The 15,263-nt window shown below is 65.4% G+C and carries 18 protein-coding genes; 6 read left to right on the forward strand and 12 right to left on the reverse strand.

Annotation, left to right across the window (positions count from 1 at the left end; genetic code table 11):
- Window positions 1-123: 123 nt before the first annotated feature.
- The 4 genes from DC366_RS10250 to cysQ all read right to left on the reverse strand — a co-directional run bounded on the left by DC366_RS10250 (window position 124) and on the right by cysQ (window position 4,094).
- Window positions 124-1,167 carry a glycosyltransferase family 2 protein gene (locus DC366_RS10250; protein ID WP_108692113.1) on the reverse strand — a complete coding sequence of 348 codons (1,044 nt, stop codon included), beginning with the start codon at window positions 1,165-1,167 and terminating at the stop codon, window positions 124-126.
- A 37-nt stretch (window positions 1,168-1,204) separates the two neighbouring features.
- Entirely contained in the window at window positions 1,205-2,188 is a 984-nt protein-coding gene (gene galE, locus DC366_RS10255; protein WP_108692114.1) for a UDP-glucose 4-epimerase GalE, read from the reverse strand.
- 23 nt (window positions 2,189-2,211) lie between these two features.
- On the reverse strand, window positions 2,212-3,105 hold the full coding sequence (locus DC366_RS10260; protein ID WP_108692115.1) for a UTP--glucose-1-phosphate uridylyltransferase: 894 nt from the start codon (window positions 3,103-3,105) through the stop codon (window positions 2,212-2,214).
- A 191-nt stretch (window positions 3,106-3,296) separates the two neighbouring features.
- Window positions 3,297-4,094 (reverse strand): 3'(2'),5'-bisphosphate nucleotidase CysQ, encoded by a 798-nt coding sequence (cysQ, locus tag DC366_RS10265; protein ID WP_108692116.1) that lies wholly within the window; start codon window positions 4,092-4,094, stop codon window positions 3,297-3,299.
- Window positions 4,095-4,227: 133 nt separating this feature from the next.
- On the opposite strand from cysQ, the gene DC366_RS10270 reads away from it, so the two are divergent.
- Window positions 4,228-5,049: an ABC transporter permease gene (locus DC366_RS10270; protein WP_108692117.1), complete on the forward strand. Its 822-nt coding sequence runs from the start codon at window positions 4,228-4,230 to the stop codon at window positions 5,047-5,049.
- 112 nt (window positions 5,050-5,161) lie between these two features.
- The gene (locus tag DC366_RS10275; protein ID WP_108692118.1) at window positions 5,162-5,515 is read left to right on the forward strand and encodes a VanZ family protein; all 354 of its coding nucleotides are present in this window, start codon (window positions 5,162-5,164) and stop codon (window positions 5,513-5,515) included.
- Here the strand turns inward: DC366_RS10275 and pncA are convergent, their stop codons facing one another.
- Complete coding sequence (gene pncA, locus DC366_RS10280) at window positions 5,516-6,112, reverse strand: bifunctional nicotinamidase/pyrazinamidase (RefSeq protein WP_108692119.1); 597 nt, start codon at window positions 6,110-6,112, stop codon at window positions 5,516-5,518. It abuts the gene before it with no gap.
- A gap of 98 nt (window positions 6,113-6,210) precedes the next feature.
- Here pncA and trhO point away from each other — a divergent pair, with 98 nt between their 5' ends.
- Window positions 6,211-7,125 carry an oxygen-dependent tRNA uridine(34) hydroxylase TrhO gene (gene trhO / locus DC366_RS10285; protein ID WP_108692120.1) on the forward strand — a complete coding sequence of 305 codons (915 nt, stop codon included), beginning with the start codon at window positions 6,211-6,213 and terminating at the stop codon, window positions 7,123-7,125.
- A gap of 255 nt (window positions 7,126-7,380) precedes the next feature.
- Here trhO and DC366_RS10290 read toward each other — a convergent pair whose 3' ends face one another.
- Complete coding sequence (locus tag DC366_RS10290) at window positions 7,381-7,608, reverse strand: DUF1127 domain-containing protein (protein ID WP_108692121.1); 228 nt, start codon at window positions 7,606-7,608, stop codon at window positions 7,381-7,383.
- 264 nt (window positions 7,609-7,872) lie between these two features.
- Between DC366_RS10290 and DC366_RS10295 the strand changes: the two genes are divergently transcribed.
- On the forward strand, window positions 7,873-8,964 hold the full coding sequence (locus DC366_RS10295) for an Mrp/NBP35 family ATP-binding protein (protein ID WP_108692301.1): 1,092 nt from the start codon (window positions 7,873-7,875) through the stop codon (window positions 8,962-8,964).
- Between the two features lie 56 nt (window positions 8,965-9,020).
- Window positions 9,021-9,422, forward strand: a complete 402-nt coding sequence (locus DC366_RS10300; RefSeq protein ID WP_108692122.1) for a DUF2177 family protein — start codon at window positions 9,021-9,023, stop codon at window positions 9,420-9,422.
- Window positions 9,423-9,442: 20 nt separating this feature from the next.
- On the opposite strand, the gene DC366_RS10305 is transcribed toward DC366_RS10300, so the two are convergent.
- Together DC366_RS10305 and DC366_RS10310 are read right to left on the reverse strand one after the other, a co-directional pair.
- Complete coding sequence (locus tag DC366_RS10305; protein ID WP_108692123.1) at window positions 9,443-9,958, reverse strand: peptidoglycan-binding domain-containing protein; 516 nt, start codon at window positions 9,956-9,958, stop codon at window positions 9,443-9,445.
- A 159-nt stretch (window positions 9,959-10,117) separates the two neighbouring features.
- Window positions 10,118-11,611 carry a Do family serine endopeptidase gene (locus DC366_RS10310; protein WP_108692124.1) on the reverse strand — a complete coding sequence of 498 codons (1,494 nt, stop codon included), beginning with the start codon at window positions 11,609-11,611 and terminating at the stop codon, window positions 10,118-10,120.
- A 217-nt stretch (window positions 11,612-11,828) separates the two neighbouring features.
- On the opposite strand from DC366_RS10310, the gene DC366_RS20285 reads away from it, so the two are divergent.
- The gene (locus DC366_RS20285) at window positions 11,829-12,254 is read left to right on the forward strand and encodes a hypothetical protein (RefSeq protein ID WP_108692125.1); all 426 of its coding nucleotides are present in this window, start codon (window positions 11,829-11,831) and stop codon (window positions 12,252-12,254) included.
- Between the two features lie 7 nt (window positions 12,255-12,261).
- Here DC366_RS20285 and DC366_RS10320 read toward each other — a convergent pair whose 3' ends face one another.
- The 4 genes from DC366_RS10320 to DC366_RS10335 all read right to left on the reverse strand — a co-directional run bounded on the left by DC366_RS10320 (window position 12,262) and on the right by DC366_RS10335 (window position 15,184).
- Complete coding sequence (locus DC366_RS10320) at window positions 12,262-12,594, reverse strand: DUF4112 domain-containing protein (protein WP_243405099.1); 333 nt, start codon at window positions 12,592-12,594, stop codon at window positions 12,262-12,264.
- A gap of 31 nt (window positions 12,595-12,625) precedes the next feature.
- Entirely contained in the window at window positions 12,626-12,805 is a 180-nt protein-coding gene (locus DC366_RS10325) for a YqaE/Pmp3 family membrane protein (protein WP_108692127.1), read from the reverse strand.
- A gap of 79 nt (window positions 12,806-12,884) precedes the next feature.
- A complete protein-coding gene (locus DC366_RS10330; RefSeq protein WP_108692302.1) occupies window positions 12,885-13,523 on the reverse strand; it encodes an HdeD family acid-resistance protein in 639 nt (212 codons plus the stop codon).
- A gap of 44 nt (window positions 13,524-13,567) precedes the next feature.
- Window positions 13,568-15,184: a phospholipase D-like domain-containing protein gene (locus DC366_RS10335; protein WP_108692128.1), complete on the reverse strand. Its 1,617-nt coding sequence runs from the start codon at window positions 15,182-15,184 to the stop codon at window positions 13,568-13,570.
- Between the last annotated feature and the right edge of the window lie 79 nt (window positions 15,185-15,263).

Genomic DNA, 15,263 nt, shown 5'->3' on the forward strand with positions numbered 1-15,263 from the left:
AGGTCCTTGGCAAAGCATAGGCACCGGGGGTTAAGGTTCTGTTGCCTTGCATCCGATCGGTGGCCTTGCCGCGGCGCGCAAGATAAGCTGTTGGCGCGCTTGGGTAAACTGTTTTCGCGGCTCTCACAGCCATGTTCCGCGCGACATCAGGCCCAGCGCCTCCAGATGGCGCCAGCCGCGGTAGCGCGTCGAGCGCTCGCACCACAGGTCCGGATCGCTGGCCAGGCTGTCATAATAGCTGTCATAGAGCGCCGAGTTTGCGAAATGTTCCTGGCGGGCTTTCTCCTCGGCGGATTTTTCGGCGATCATGTGCAGAAACTTGGTGTGGAGCAGGATGCCGCACGCCCGCTCGCCGCCCGCATCGTCATAGACATGGTTCAGGCGGCGCGGCAGGGCCGAATGGGCCGAGCTGACATAGGCATAGCGGCGGCTCCATTTGACCAGCGGCACCTTGCCCATCGTCGGCGCGCGGCGAGGGCTGCGCGCAAAGAAAATCCGCGCCCGCGGGCCGCCTTGGATCCACAGGTTATCAAGTTTTTTCTGCTTTCGAATCATGTAGTTGCCAGCATCGAACCATGGCAGTGTCTCGCGCGGATCATCGCCGGGTGCATAGTCCTGCGCGCTCAGCCGCCCCTTGGGATACATGTCCAGCATGAGCGCCCCGAACGATCGCGCGCCCTGCCGGTCGAGCCAATCGGTCAACGCGGGCAGGGGCCTTGTGTCGTGAAAGGGATAGATCAGCAGCTCATCGGCATCGACCGTCAGGCACCAATGACCGTGCGCGTGGCGCATTTGCAGCCAGGTCAGCCAATCGACCCCGAACCGGGACATCCGGTAGCTGTGCGGCGTGCGCCAGAGCGAGACATCGGGCTGCGCCGCCAGAAATTCCCGCGTCCCGTCATCGCTGTCATTGTCCACGATCAGGAAATGATCGACGCCCAGCTTGCGATGGTGGTCGAGGAAAAAAGGCAGGCGGATCGCCTCATTGCGCATGGTCGAAAAGGCCAGGATCGCGCCGGGGCGGATGTCGGCGGTCCTGTCGCAGACCGCCGCAAGCTGGCGCCGCTTTCGAAAGCTGCGCCAGAGCAGCCGCCGCCGTTTCCAGCGCAGCCGGTAAGCCAGCCACAGGGACGCCGCCCTTTCAGTCAGTTGCGCGCCCGGTTCCATGCCCTCTCCGCTGATCTCTTGCGGCGCAGAGTTGCGGCTACGCGCTGTAATGTCCAGATTTTTGCCAGCGCCACGCATCGGCGATCATGCAGTCCATCGTGCTGCGTTTGGGCGTCCAGCCCAGCTCGGCCTCGGCGCGGGTCGAGCCCGAGACCAGCTTGGTGCAATCGCCGGGTCGGCGCGGCCCTTCGACCACCGGCACGTCCCGGCCGGTCACGGCCCCCGCATGGGCGATCACCTCGCGCACCGAAAACCCCGATCCGGTGCCCAGCTTGAACACGCGGCTGCCCTTGCCGACCTCCAGCCACCCAAGGCCCAGCACATGCGCGTCCACCAGGTCGCAAACATGGACATAGTCGCGGATGCAGGTGCCATCGGGCGTGTCATAATCGGTGCCGAAAATGGTCAGCGCATCGCGCTTGCCTTGCGCCGCGTCCAGCAGCAGGGGCACCAGATGCGTCTCGGGCTGGTGAAACTCGCCGACCTCGGCATCGGGGTCCGCGCCGGCCACGTTGAAATAGCGAAAGACGACATGCCGGATGCCATGGGCCGTCTCGAAATCGCGCAACATATCCTCGATCGCGCGTTTGGATTTGCCGTAGGCATTGATGGGATGCTGCGCGCAATCCTCGTCCAGAACCACGTTGTCCTGATCGCCATAGGTCGCGCAGGTCGAGCTGAAGACGAAGTTCAGGCACCCGGCCTGCGCCGCCGCCTGCAACAGCGTCAGCGATCCCGCGACATTGTTGTGCCAGTAAAGCTCGGGCAGCTGCATGGATTCGCCCACCTGCGACAGGGCGGCGAAATGCATGATCGCGGCGGGATTATACGCGGCAAAGACCTGATCCAGACGGTCGCGATCCGTCAGGTCGCCTTGCTCGAACGGGCCGAATTTAACGGCCTCTGCCCAGCCGGTGCTGAGATTGTCATAGGTCACGGGAGTATAGCCCGCCGCCGCCAGCGCCTTGCATGCGTGGCTGCCGATATAGCCGGCCCCGCCTGTCACCAAGATATTCGTCACGCCGCCTTGCCCCCGCGCGTCAATTATTGCGCGGATTTGTCCGCTTTAACGACTTCGTACAGGAAGCTGCGCAAATCGTCACGCAGATCATCGCGCGCCAGCGCGAAGGCAACCGTCGCCCGCAGGAACCCTGCCTTGGACCCGCAATCATAGCGATGCCCCTTGAAGCGGAAACCATACACTTCTTCGCCATCGTTGCGCGCGTCGTCGATGGCATCGGTCAGCTGGATCTCACCGCCAGCGCCGATCTGCTTCTTGTTCAGCTTTTGCAGAACCGTGGGGGTCAGGATATAGCGCCCGATCACGGCCAAGTTGGAGGGCTGCGTGCCGGGCGCGGGTTTCTCCACCATGCCCTTGGTCAGGACCAGATCGCCCATGTCGTCCTTGACGTCGAGGATGCCATAGGATGACGCCTGATCGTCGGGCACCTCCATCGCGGCGACGATGTTGCTCTGGGTTTCCTCGAAGGCTTCGACCATCTGCTGAAGGCAGGGCTTGTCACCGGCGATGACGTCATCGGGCAGGATGACGGCGAAAGGCTCGTTCCCGATCAGGCGGCGGGCGCACCAGACCGCATGGCCCAAACCCAGCGGCCTGTGCTGGCGCATATAGGCCACCTCGCCGGAATCCATATTGGTGGACTTCAGGATCTCCAGCAGCTCGGTCTTGCCCGATTTCCGCAGCGCCTGTTCCAACTGGGGCGCGTTGTCAAAGTAATCCTCCAGCGCGCCCTTGCCGCGCGAGGTGATAAAGATGAATTCCTTGATCCCGGCCGCGCGCGCCTCGTCGATGGCGTATTGGACCAGGGGGCGGTCCACCAGCGTCATGATTTCCTTGGGCACGGATTTGGTGGCCGGCAGGAACCGCGTTCCCATTCCCGCGACCGGAAAGATCGCCTTCGTTACCTTGTTGCGCATCGCCAGTTTCCTCGAACTACCTTCGTCATGTTGCATGAAACCGGAAAATCCGCATCTCAAGACTGTAAAGTTATCCAAAGGAATAGCGCAGTTATGCCGCCCGGTGAACTGCCCGCGCGCCGCGACACATCGCGTTTTCGCGAAGGTGCGCTTTTCAGGTGTCATAATCGCGCGTCACGAAAGGCAGGCCGTCAGGGCGCTTTCAGATCCACGCCGGGGGCATGGGCGATGAAGAAGGGGTTCGCATATCCCTTCTTGCCATAGCTCAGCGGCCGGAGGTCGTCCATGCGCACCACCCGGCCGCCCGCGCCCGCCAGAACGGCGTGACCTGCGGCCGTGTCCCATTCCATCGTGCGCCCGACGCGCGGATAAAGGTCCGCCTCGCCCGCCGCGACAAGGCAGAACTTCAGCGAACTGCCCGCGCTCTTGCTGTCCTTGACGCTGTACTTGCCGATATAGTCATCGGTCGCCTGATCGCGGTGCGATTTGGACGCCACGACCATCAGCGCGTCATTGTCGGGCGCGCCGACCCGAAGGGGCGCGAGCGGGCCGGTGGCCTGCTTGTCCAGCGGGCCGGTCTCCTCGACAGAGCTGCCATCGGCCCGGGTAAAGAACATGCGCCCCTTGGCCGGGGCATAGACCACGCCCCGCGTCGGCGTGCCGTTCTCGACCAGCGCGATGTTGACGGTGAAATCCCCGCGCCGGTGGATGAACTCCTTGGTCCCGTCCAGCGGATCGACGATCAGGAACGTATCGGCGCGCTTTTCATGCGAGGCGGCCTGTTCCTCGGTCACCAGCAGCACATCGGGGAATTCGGCGCGCAGCCCGGCCGAGATCAGCGCATCTGCCGCCTCGTCCGCGGCGGTGACGGGGCTGTCGTCCGATTTGGATTTGACGTCGAAATCATCCTGTCCGTAGATCTGCATGATCGCATCGCCCGCCTCCAGCGCGAGGCGCCGCATCACGTCGGTCAGCCGGGTATAGTCCATGTCGAATGCTCCGCGAAAAGGGGGCGCAACGCAGTGTTGCGGGAAAGGGCCGCGCCCCTTATGGTCGCTGGCTAACGGAACGGCAAGAATTCCGTGCCAATCATGGCGACAGCAGCGGCGCGGAATCGGGCACATGTTTCAACAGACCAAGCCGAAATCGACGCTGCAGACGGCGGTGTCCATACTGGAGCTGATCTATCATGCCACCGTGCGCGATGTGCGCAAGGCGCATGGCAATGCGCTGATGGCGATCGGCCTGAACATTCTGCAGACGATGGTCTTCCTGGCGACATTCTATGTCATGTTCTCGGTGCTTGGGCTGCGCGGTGCGGCGCTGCGCGGGGATTTCGTGCTCTATCTCATGTCGGGGATTTTCCTCTTCCTGACCCATGTCAAGACGCTTGGCGCCGTCGTGGGCGCCGAGGGGCCATCCTCGGCGATGATGAAGCACGCGCCGATGAACACCGCGATCTCGATCAGCTCGGCCGCGCTGGGCGCGCTTTATGTGCAGGTGTTCACGATGGCGCTGATCCTGTTCGCCTACCACGTTGCCGTGAACCCCTTCGAGGTGGAGTATCCGTTTCCCGCCATTGGAATGCTGCTGCTGTCATGGTTCACCGGCGCGGCCATCGGGCTGGTCCTGTTGTCGATCAAGCCGTGGTTTCCAACCTTTGTCGCCACCTTCGCCACCGTCTATCAGCGGGCCAACATGATCGCCTCGGGCAAGATGTTCGTGGCCAACATGCTGCCGACCTACATGCTCAGGATGTTCGACTGGAATCCGCTGTTTCATACCATCGACCAAGCGCGCGGCTTTGTCTTTGTGAACTACTCGCCGCACAATTCCAGCGTGACCTATCCGATCATCATCGCGGTCACGCTGACCATGATCGGCCTCATGGGCGAATTCTATACGCGCCGACACGCGTCGACCAGCTGGGACGCGCGCCGCTGACGCGCGTCGGCCTGCGCGCCCGGCATCGTGACAGGGGCTTGCGCGGGGATGTATTGCAATATCTCCGGCCAGCAGGCAGAACGGCCCTTCACCGATCGCGGAGCCATGACCGATGACGATTTCCCCGCTAGCGCGCCGTCATATCCCCTGGGCCTGGGGTGCCACCGCGACGCTCGCGCTGATCCTGTGCGCCCTGACGCTCTATCCCGCGGCATCCAAGGCGGGCGTTTCGGGCCTGGACAAGCTGTATCATTTCATCGGCTTCGGGGCGCTGGCGCTGCCGCTCTGTCTTGCCTATCCGCGCCGCGCCTGGGCGGTGGTCCTTGGCGTCACCGCCTTCGGCGGTGCGATCGAGCTGATTCAGCCCTATGTCGGGCGGGGGGCGGAATGGGCGGATCTTCTGGCCGATGCGCTCGGCGCGCTGTCTGCCGCCGGTCTGGCGCGCGTCCTGTCGCGCCGCCGATAGTCAGATCAGCGCCGCGCCCGCCGCCCGCATCCCCGCCAGCGCCGCATCCATCGACCCGTTGGTGTCGATCCCCCGGCACAGCGCCATCTCCACGCGCACGCCATAGCCCAGCCCGGCGGCATCCACCGCCGAGAAGTTGACGCAGAAATCCAGCGCCAGCCCGACCATCGTCAGCGCCGTTATGCCGCGCGTCTGCAAATATCCGTGCAGCCCCGTCGGTGTCCGGCGGTCGTTCTCGAAAAAGGCCGAGTAGCTGTCGAGCGCCGGGTTGAACCCCTTGCGGATGATCAGGTCGGCCCGGTCGGTCGCCAGATCCTTGTGAAACTCGGCGCCTCGCGTGCCTTGCACGCAATGGTCCGGCCACAGGACCTGCGGGCCATAGGGCATGTCGATCACGTCCATGGGCTTGGCGCCCGCATGGCTCGACGCGAAGGACGCGTGATGCGCCGGGTGCCAGTCCTGCGTCAGGATGACGGCGCCGAAATCATCCATCCGCGCATTGATCCCCTCGATCAGGTCATCCCCGCCCGGTACGCCCAGCGCGCCGCCGGGGCAAAAATCATTCTGCATGTCGATCACGATCAGCGCATGTGTCATTCGGGCCTCCCTTGCCGTGCCATACCACCCGTAGGCAGGCGCCGCGCCTGCGTCAACAGCCCTTGCCGGACACGCGCGATGGGCCTAAACCCGCGCGCATGTATACGATCGCCGCCCTCTATCACTTTGCCCCGCTCGCCGATCCGGCCGCGCTGCAACCGCCGCTTCTGTCGCTGTGCCGCGCCGAAGGGATCACCGGATCGCTTCTTTTGGCAAGCGAAGGCGTGAACGGCACGGTCGCGGGCAGCCGCAAGGGGATCGACGCCGTGCTGGCCCATCTGCGCGCCTGGCCCGGCTGCGCCGATCTGGAGCACAAGGAAAGCACCAGCAGCATCCAGCCCTTCGGCCGCCTGAAGGTGCGCCTGAAATCCGAAATCGTGACCATGGGCCAGCCCGGCGTGGACCCGCGCGCGCGGGCGGGACATTATGTCGCCCCGGCGGACTGGAATGAGTTGATCGCGCAGCCCGACGTCGCCGTCATCGACACGCGCAACGATTACGAGGTCGCCATCGGCACGTTCGAAGGCGCCATAGATCCCGAAACCGCCAGTTTCCGCGAATTTCCCGCATGGTGGGAGGCCAACAAGGCCCGCTTTCACAACAAGCGCATCGCGATGTTCTGCACCGGCGGCATCCGCTGCGAAAAATCGACGAACTACCTGCTGGGGCAGGGCGTCGAGGAGGTCTATCACCTCAAGGGCGGCATCCTGAAATATCTTGAGGAGGTGCCGCAGGAAAACAGCACCTGGCACGGCGAATGCTTTGTCTTTGACGGGCGCGTATCGGTCGGGCACGGCCTGGTCGAGGGGCCTCATCAGCTGTGCCATGCATGCCGCCGCCCCATCCTGCCCGCAGACATGGCGCGGCCCGAGTTTGAACAGGGCGTCGCCTGCCACCAGTGCACCGGTGAGACCAGCGACGCCGACAAGGCGCGGTTCCGCGAGCGCCAGAAGCAGATCGCCCTCGCAGAGGCGCGCGGCGAGCGGCACATGCAGAATATCCCCGGCGACTGATCCGCGCGCCTGCGCAGACTGATCTGTTCATGAATAGCAGAAAACCCGGCTAAGGCTGCATGCGCTGCGGCGGCCTGTCTGCATAACTGTAGGGGTAGGGTGCTCCCGTCATCTTTCCAGCGGAAGGGAAAGGATTTTAGCGGCGACCCCTAAGGGAGGAGGAACAGGGGCCGCCGCCAGGTCGGATATCTACAGGGAGGAGAAAGATATCCGAATTCGTGCTGCCCGCCGCCGCGATGGGGCGGGCGAAACTCGTCAGCCGCGCTGGCGCGTGCCGTAGACGGCCTGCCATGCGTCGCTGTGCACCGAGTGACGGCTCAGGCCCAGATCGGCCAGCTCGTGATCGGACAGTTGCGACAGCGCATTGACTGTCTTGCGGTAGGAACGGCGCTGGGCCAGACGGGCCTTGACGTCGCCTAGGGCGGACATCAGCGTCTGGATCGGTGTAGCGCGGCCTGTTTGTGCGTGGGATGCATAGCTCATCGTATCGACCTCATTTACATCGGCGCCGCCTTGACTGCTGTATTGCGTCTGCAGGATGCACCGGTTTTCGTTTCTGAGGCTTACATACGCCTTTGCTGCATTTGCACAACGGCCGCAAAGGCAATGCTGCTATGCGGCATTTGCATACGTAGTGCTGACCTATGGTCACCTTCAACGCCCGGTTTCCTCTGCTTTTTTCGGTTCGGCCTTGCCCTTCGGTCAAAAATTGCCACGTATGGGCAGAGCATGCAGGAAAGGGACGACATGACTGTGACGCGCGCGGACGTAGAGGCCGAGCTGGCCCGTATCCAACTTCCCGATGGCGGCGATCTGATCTCGCGCGACTGGATCCGCGCGCTCAGCGTCGAGGGCGGCGAGGTGCGTTTCGTGATCGAGGCGCCCAGCCCCGAAATCGCCCGCAAGGCCGAGCCTGTGCGCGCCGCGGCCGAGCGGGCCGTTGCCGCGCTGAGCGGTGTCAGCCGCGTCAGCGCCGCGCTGACGGCGCATGGCCCCGCCGCCAAGGCGCCGCCGCAGCGATCGCAGTCCGAGCCGCCCAGCCTCAAGATCGGCGGCCATCCCAAGCCGCAGCAAGGCACGATGAAGCCCGCCAGCGTCAAGTCGATCATCGCGATCGGATCAGGCAAGGGCGGGGTCGGCAAATCCACCGTCTCCTCCAACCTTGCCGTTGCGCTGGCGCGCGAGGGCAAGCGCGTGGGCCTTCTGGACGCCGACATTTACGGCCCCAGCCAGCCGCGCATGATGGGCGTCTCCAAGCGTCCGGCCAGCCCCGATGGCAAGATCATCGAGCCGCTGCAAGCGCATGGCGTGACGATGATGTCCATCGGTCTCATGCTGGACCCCGCCAAGGCCGTGATCTGGCGCGGTCCCATGTTGATGGGCGCGCTTCAGCAGATGATAAGCCAGGTCAACTGGGGCGAGCTGGATGTGCTGATCGTCGATCTGCCCCCCGGCACCGGCGATGTGCAGCTGACCCTGTGCCAAAGGGCCGAGCCGTCGGGCGCGATCATCGTGTCCACCCCGCAGGACGTGGCCCTTCTGGATGCGCGCAAGGCGATGGACATGTTCAACACGCTGAAAACGCCGATCCTTGGCATGATCGAAAACATGTCGACCTATGTGTGCCCCGAATGCGGGCACGAGGCGCAGATCTTCGGCCATGGCGGTGTGGCGGCCGAGGCCGAAAAGCTGGGCGTTCCGTTTCTGGGCGGTCTGCCCATCGATCTGGACACGCGGCTGGCCGGGGATGCCGGAACACCCATCGCCGCCGGTGACGGCCCCGCCGCCGAAGCCTATGCCGCGATGGCCCGGCGTCTCATCGAGGGTGGCATCGTCTGACGATCGGATTACCTGTCCTGCGGGCGCGGATGCCCCGCAGCTGAAGGAGCCACCCCATGACCGTTCTGATCCTGTATGTCGTCACCCTGATCGCGTTTCTGGGGATCGACTATCTTGGCCTCAGCTATCTGATAAAGCCGACATTCGAGCAGCATATCGGCCCGCTGCTGACGGACAGCCCGCGCATGGGGCCGGCGGTGATCTTCTATGCGTTCTATGTCGGCGTGCTCCTGTGGTTCGTCAGCTGGCCGGCGCTGGAGCAGGGCAAATCGCTGGCATGGGTGTTCGGCTCGGGCGTGCTGATCGGGGCGATGGCCTATGGCACCTACGAGTTCACCAACCTTGCCACGCTCAAGGACTGGACATGGCGCATGGTGGCGACCGATTTCACCTGGGGCAGCCTTCTGACCGGGGTGTCGGCGACGGTCGGCGTGGCGGTCGCCCGCGCGATCGGCTAGCCAAGGGCCGCAAGACAGGCTCAGGCGTCGAGCCGCTCCACCGCGACCAGTCCCAGCTTGCGCGCGGAGGTCAGCGACAGGATGCCGCTGTCCAGCCCGTCGGGCTGCTGATAGCGGCGGATGGCGGCGCGCGTCCGCGTGTCCATCTCACCGGTGATCGCACCGCGATAGAACTCGCGCGCCTGCAATGCGCGTTGCAGAGAGCTGACGAAATCCGGCGTCAGATCCGCGGGGCAAGGTGTTTCAAACCACGTCAACTTGCGCTCCTGCACGATGGCCTGATGCGTTTCGGTCCGGTAGATCCCCGTTGCGGCGTCGCTGCCCGGCTGCACATCTGCCGGCTGCACCAGCACCTGATCGGTCACCGTCTGGATCACTGCGGGCGTGACGCGCTTGCCCCAGCACGTGCCGGGTGCGGCGCCGGGCGGCGCCTCGGCCAGGGTCTGGGCCAGATCCGGCTCGCCCGCATCGGGCCGCGCCGCGTCACATGCTGCCAGCGCGATGATGGCCAACGTGGATAGGGTGCGGGATATCACGGGTGAGTGCCTCGAAAGCGGTCTGGTGCCGGGTTGCCCCGACGATACCCGGTTTCGCACCGGCAGGAAAGCGGTGCAGGCCGCGCGGCGCAGGCGTCATGCAAAAGCGCCCGAAATATGACTTTCGGGCGCTTCCATCCTTGGCGAAGGGGCGGTTGATTATTCGTCGTCCCCGATCAGTTTGACCGCAACGAACGTGTACCCGCCGCCGCGATAGACCCGCAGCAGCAGCGGCGTCTCCTTGTCCGCCGCTTCGGCGACAGCGCCGCGCAGCGCCTCCAGATCGCTCACATCCTCGCCCGCTGCGGCCGTGATCACGTCGCCCGGGCGCAGCCCTGCCTTGGCCGCCGCGCTGTCGGGCTGCACGCCGGTGATGGCGATACCGCTCAGCTCTTCGGGCAGGCCGAGGCGCGCGCGCAGCGACGCATCCAGCGGCGCAATCGCGACGCCCAGCTGCGGCGTTCCCGGCGCGGCCGGATCGGCGCCGTCTTCGGCTTCGGCCAGGCTGTAGCTGGGATGCAGGCCAATCTCGACGCTCAGCTCCTCGGTCTTGCCGTCCCGCAGAACCGTCAGCGGCACCGATGTGCCAACCTCCAGATCGGCCACCGCCAGCGACAGCGCGCGCGGCCCGTCAACCGGGGCGCCGTCCATGTCCACGATGACGTCTCCGGGCGCCAGACCGGCCTTTTCGGCGGGGCTGTCGCGGGTGACGGAGGTCACGAGCGCGCCGTCGGTCCCGTCTATCTCAAGCGCGCTGGCGATATCCTCGCTCACCGGCTGAATGCCGACGCCAAGCCAGCCACGCTCAACCGCGCCGTCATCCTGCAGGTCCGCAACGATGCGCTGCGCGACCGCGGACGGCACGGCGAATCCGATGCCGACACTGCCGCCCGACGGCGATACGATGGCCGTGTTCACGCCCACCACGTCGCCCGCGGCGTTGAAAAGAGGCCCGCCCGAATTGCCGCGGTTGATCGCCGCGTCGGTCTGCAGGAAGTCGTCATAGGGGCCGGCATTGATGTTGCGCGAGCGCGCCGAAAGGATGCCCGCCGTGACGGTGCCGCCAAGGCCGAAGGGGTTGCCGATGGCGATGGTCCAGTCGCCGATCTCCAGATCGTCGGACGCGCCCCATTCGACATGCGGCAGTTCCTCGTCGCTCTCGATCTTGAGCAGGGCGATGTCGGTGGCCGGGTCGGTGCCCACCAGCACCGCGTCAAAGCGGCGCTCGTCCTCCAGCACGACCTCGATCGCCGAGGCCTGTTCGATCACGTGGTTGTTGGTCACGACATAGCCGTCGCCGCTGATGATGAACCCCGATCCCAGCGCCTGTAACGGGCCGGATTCGGGCGCCTGCCCGCCGCGCGGCGCGCCGAACAGATCGCCCAGACCGGGCGGAAGCTGCGGCATGGTGCCGCCCTGTGCGCCTTGCGGCTGTGGCATGGTGGTGATGATGCCGACAACGGCCGGAAGCTTTTCCTTGACGATGCCGGCAAAGCTGACCGGCGCAGCGGCCGTTGCGGCGCTGGACGCGGGCGCCGTGTCCTGCTGGGCGATGCCGGTCATCGGCACGGCCAGAACAAGGCCGATTGCGGTGGCCGTCGCGATCAGGGGCCGGGCCTGGCGTGAAATGGTGGTTTTTGAAAATCTGCGCATAGTCGGGATGTCCTTTGGTGTCAGATTGCGAAAAGGTGGGCAGCCGGCGGGACGGCTTCAACCGCTTCGGCGGGCGCGATCCATCACAGTTTCGTCGCAATGACGTGATGCACGGGCCCGCTGCGGCGCCGCGCCGCGCCTGCCCGGCGGAACATTGTCGCCTTGTCACGGGTTGACGCCCTGAGCCGACAAAACCGCAATCGAAGGAGCCGTTCCAATGGCAGACCCGACATCCGGCAAGAGCCGCGCCGCGCGGCCGACCCCGACCGAGGCAGGCCCCGAGATCGAAACACATGACCGCGAGGGCACGATCCAGTCCCATCGCGAGCGCCGCCAGGGCGAGCCTGCGGCCGCGCCGATGGAGACCGACGCCGAAAGCGGCGGCGCATCGGCGATGGGCAAGACCCCGCCGGGCCGCGCGCCCGACGATCCCGCTGCGCCTTATATGGACGAGGATGGCGGCCTCAAGGACCGCGCGCGCCACGAAGTCCGCGCCGGGCCGGGCGACGCCGGTGCGCAGGACGCGCCCGAGGTGCTGCCCAAGACGCCGAAGACGCCCAAATCGGGCGCCGCGCGCATCGTGCTGTGGTTCATCGTGCCGCTCGCGATCCTCTTTGCGATCTATACGGCCATCGTGCTGTAACGGAGCGTCAGCGACGCTCCAGCTCGCGGCGCAGCAGCCGCGCGTTTTTGAGATTGGCCTTGTAGCCGATATCGAACAGATCGCCGACCAGCGGGACCATTCCGATGACCAGATCGATCCCGCTGTTTGCGGCCATCCTCAGCAGGACGCGCCGCCGCGCGCCATGTTGCCAGCCCTTGCCGATGATCCAGGCAGAGGGCGCAAACGCCAGCAGATCACCCACGACCGGCACGATCCCCACAATTCCGTCCAGCCCCAGCCGCACGCCTGTCAGCGGGATATGGAACTGCGCATCCATGAGATGCGCCATCCGGTCAATCCGCGCCAGATCGCGCGTCACGGTTGATTGCGCAGCTTTCTTGCTGGGCCTGTCAGCGCGTGGCACGACCGGGTCCGCGGGACGCGATGATATAGACGGCATGCACGATGCCGGGGATATATCCCAGGATGGTCAGCAGGATGTTGATCCAGAAATGCTTGCCCAGTCCGACCTGAAGGAACACGCCGAGCGGCGGCAGCAGGATCGCGATGACGATGCGGATGAAATCCAAGGTGGCTCCTTTCAGGGGGCGGTGTGCTGTCTGTGGCGGTGCAACCCCTCGCGGGACGGTTTGGTTCCGCCCCTTTGCTTCAGGAGGCGTCCGCCGACGTCCCGCGCGCGGCGGCCAGCCGGGCGGATGTGCTGCCGATGGCAATCAGGATCACGCCCCAGATCGTCAGGTCGATCCCCAGCAGAACGCCCGGCACCCACGCCGCGCTGAAGGGCAGCCCGCTGATCAGCATGACGGCCAGGATCAGCGACAGCGCCCCGCCCGCAATCATCCAGCCGCCGCCGGTGCCATCGCGCAGCAGGCGGATGCCGTAATACACCCGCACCGCCCCGCTGGCCGCGAAAAACGCGATGATCAGCGCGGTCAGTGTCAGCAGGCCGAGCATGGGTTGCAGCAGGATCAGCACCCCGATGAGCACGGACAGGGCCGCCCCCAGTGCCGCGGACAGCATGTGCCAGCCATGACGGCGGCGGATCGCGGCAATGATGCCGACAAGGCCGCTGGCCACCAGAACCCACCCCGCCACGAGGGTCGCCGTGAAGGACGCAAGCAGCGGCATGGCGATGGCGATGAGCCCGCCGATCAGGGTGACGATGCCGATGATCAGCAGCAGCCACTTGTTATGCGCCGCCTCCTGCCCGGCGGCATAGGCCGCGGCGCTGGCGGGGCTGTCCGGTGCGGTCTTGTCAATCGGGCGAGGGGTGTGTTCATCGGTCATGTCGTCATCTTCCCTTGGGCTGGTGCGCCAGACGGGCGCGAAGATCAAACCATGGCTTCGGGGATACCGGGCAGGCGGCGCCCGAACGATTCGGCAGGGCGCACGTCATAGGGGACGAGAAACCCCTTGCGCTGCTCGGGCGCGCTGTCCGCGTTTTGCCGCGCGCGTTCGGCCCACAGCGCCGCGGCGGTGGCCGGATCGTAAAACTCATCGCCTGCATCATCGCCCAGCCAATGGCTGAAGATGCGCCCGCGCAGATCCTCGACTTGGGCGGTCTGGTTCAGCATGACACCCGCTTCGGTATCCCAGTTGAGCGAGCGCCCGTTAAGGTTGGCCGACGACACGATGGCGCGGTCGCAATCGAAGATCGAAACCTTGGAATGCACATAGATGATGGGCGAGCCGCACAGCGTGTCACGCCCGTCCGTGTCCAGCGCCTTGGGGCGCACGGGCGAGCAGATGGTGAACCGCTCGCCAAACGCTCCGCGCAGGATGGCCACGCATTTGGCCTGCAGGAATTCGCCATAGCGCGCGTCCGATCCGGTGTTGCCGTCGAAGGCAACCGTCTCCGGCGCCGCCGGCAGGACCACGATCAGCGACAGCGCCGGATTGGCCCGCGCCGCCCGCGCCAGCCGGTGACAAAGCGGTCGGTCGCGCAGAAACTGCGTCTCCAGATAGATCAGGCCGCGCGCGCGGGCGACCAGACGATGATGATCGTCGGATATGGTGCGCACCATCGGTTTGGGCCCCAGAAACGGCCAGTCCGTCTTGCGCCTGCGCGACAGGGTGCGCAGCAGCCGCCCTTCGGCCATTGGCGCGCTCTGGCCCGCGACGACGCGCAGGAATTCTTCCAGATGGCTGTGAACATCCGCGGCCACGGGACCGGTGCACATCAGTTGCACGTCCTGCCATGTCTCGTCGCGCACCCGCTCGTGCCGCTTGGTATCATAGCGCCGCTCGTCCAGATCCAGCCCGCCGATAAAGGCCATGCTGCGGTCGATGACGCAGATTTTCTGATGATGGGTGCCGGGAACCAAGGGCGGAACGGGCCACTTGCGCGCGTATAACGTGCCGTCCGGGCCGGTGTTCAAAAGCGGGCGCAGGCCCGGGCTGCATTCCAGGAACCGCGCGCGCTCGGACGCGGGCGCCTCATTGAGACGCGTGGCCGTCTGGCCCACTTCCTTGACCAGCCGCGGCCACAAGACAAGGCGCGGCGCGATCCCCACGCGGGCGGAATGCGCGGCGTTGGTGACCGTCAGGTCAGCTTTCGGCCCCGCCAGCTCGCGCGCGAACACGAAAGCGCGGCGCGATTTCCATGATGCAAAGTGCAGATCGGGGGCAAGAACCGGGTCGAAATCCGACAACACGAAAGTCAGCGCGATCCCCTTGCGCAGGACATGCGTTATCAGGTCGAACCAATCGTCGCCGATGGCGCGCCCCTCGTCGCTGCGCAGCTTGGTGCTGAGGTCGAAGACGCGATACCCGGCTGAAATCTCGGTCTTGGCCGAAAGGAATGCCCGCTCCATCGCCGGGTATACCTCCTCGGCGGTCAGCAGAACCTTGACCTCGCCACTGTTGCCCTTCCGCCCCTCGCACGCGCCTTCAGCGCTGCCGACGGATGGCGGCGCATCGGGTCTCGTCGATGACTCCGGGTTCAGCATCAAATCCCCTTTGTGAGATGGCTTGCGCGGTGCCCTGATGCACCGCGGCGCCACATGGGGCAACGTCGCGTGCCTTAAA

Source organism: Pelagivirga sediminicola, from assembly GCF_003072125.1.
Lineage (GTDB): Bacteria > Pseudomonadota > Alphaproteobacteria > Rhodobacterales > Rhodobacteraceae > Roseovarius > Roseovarius sediminicola.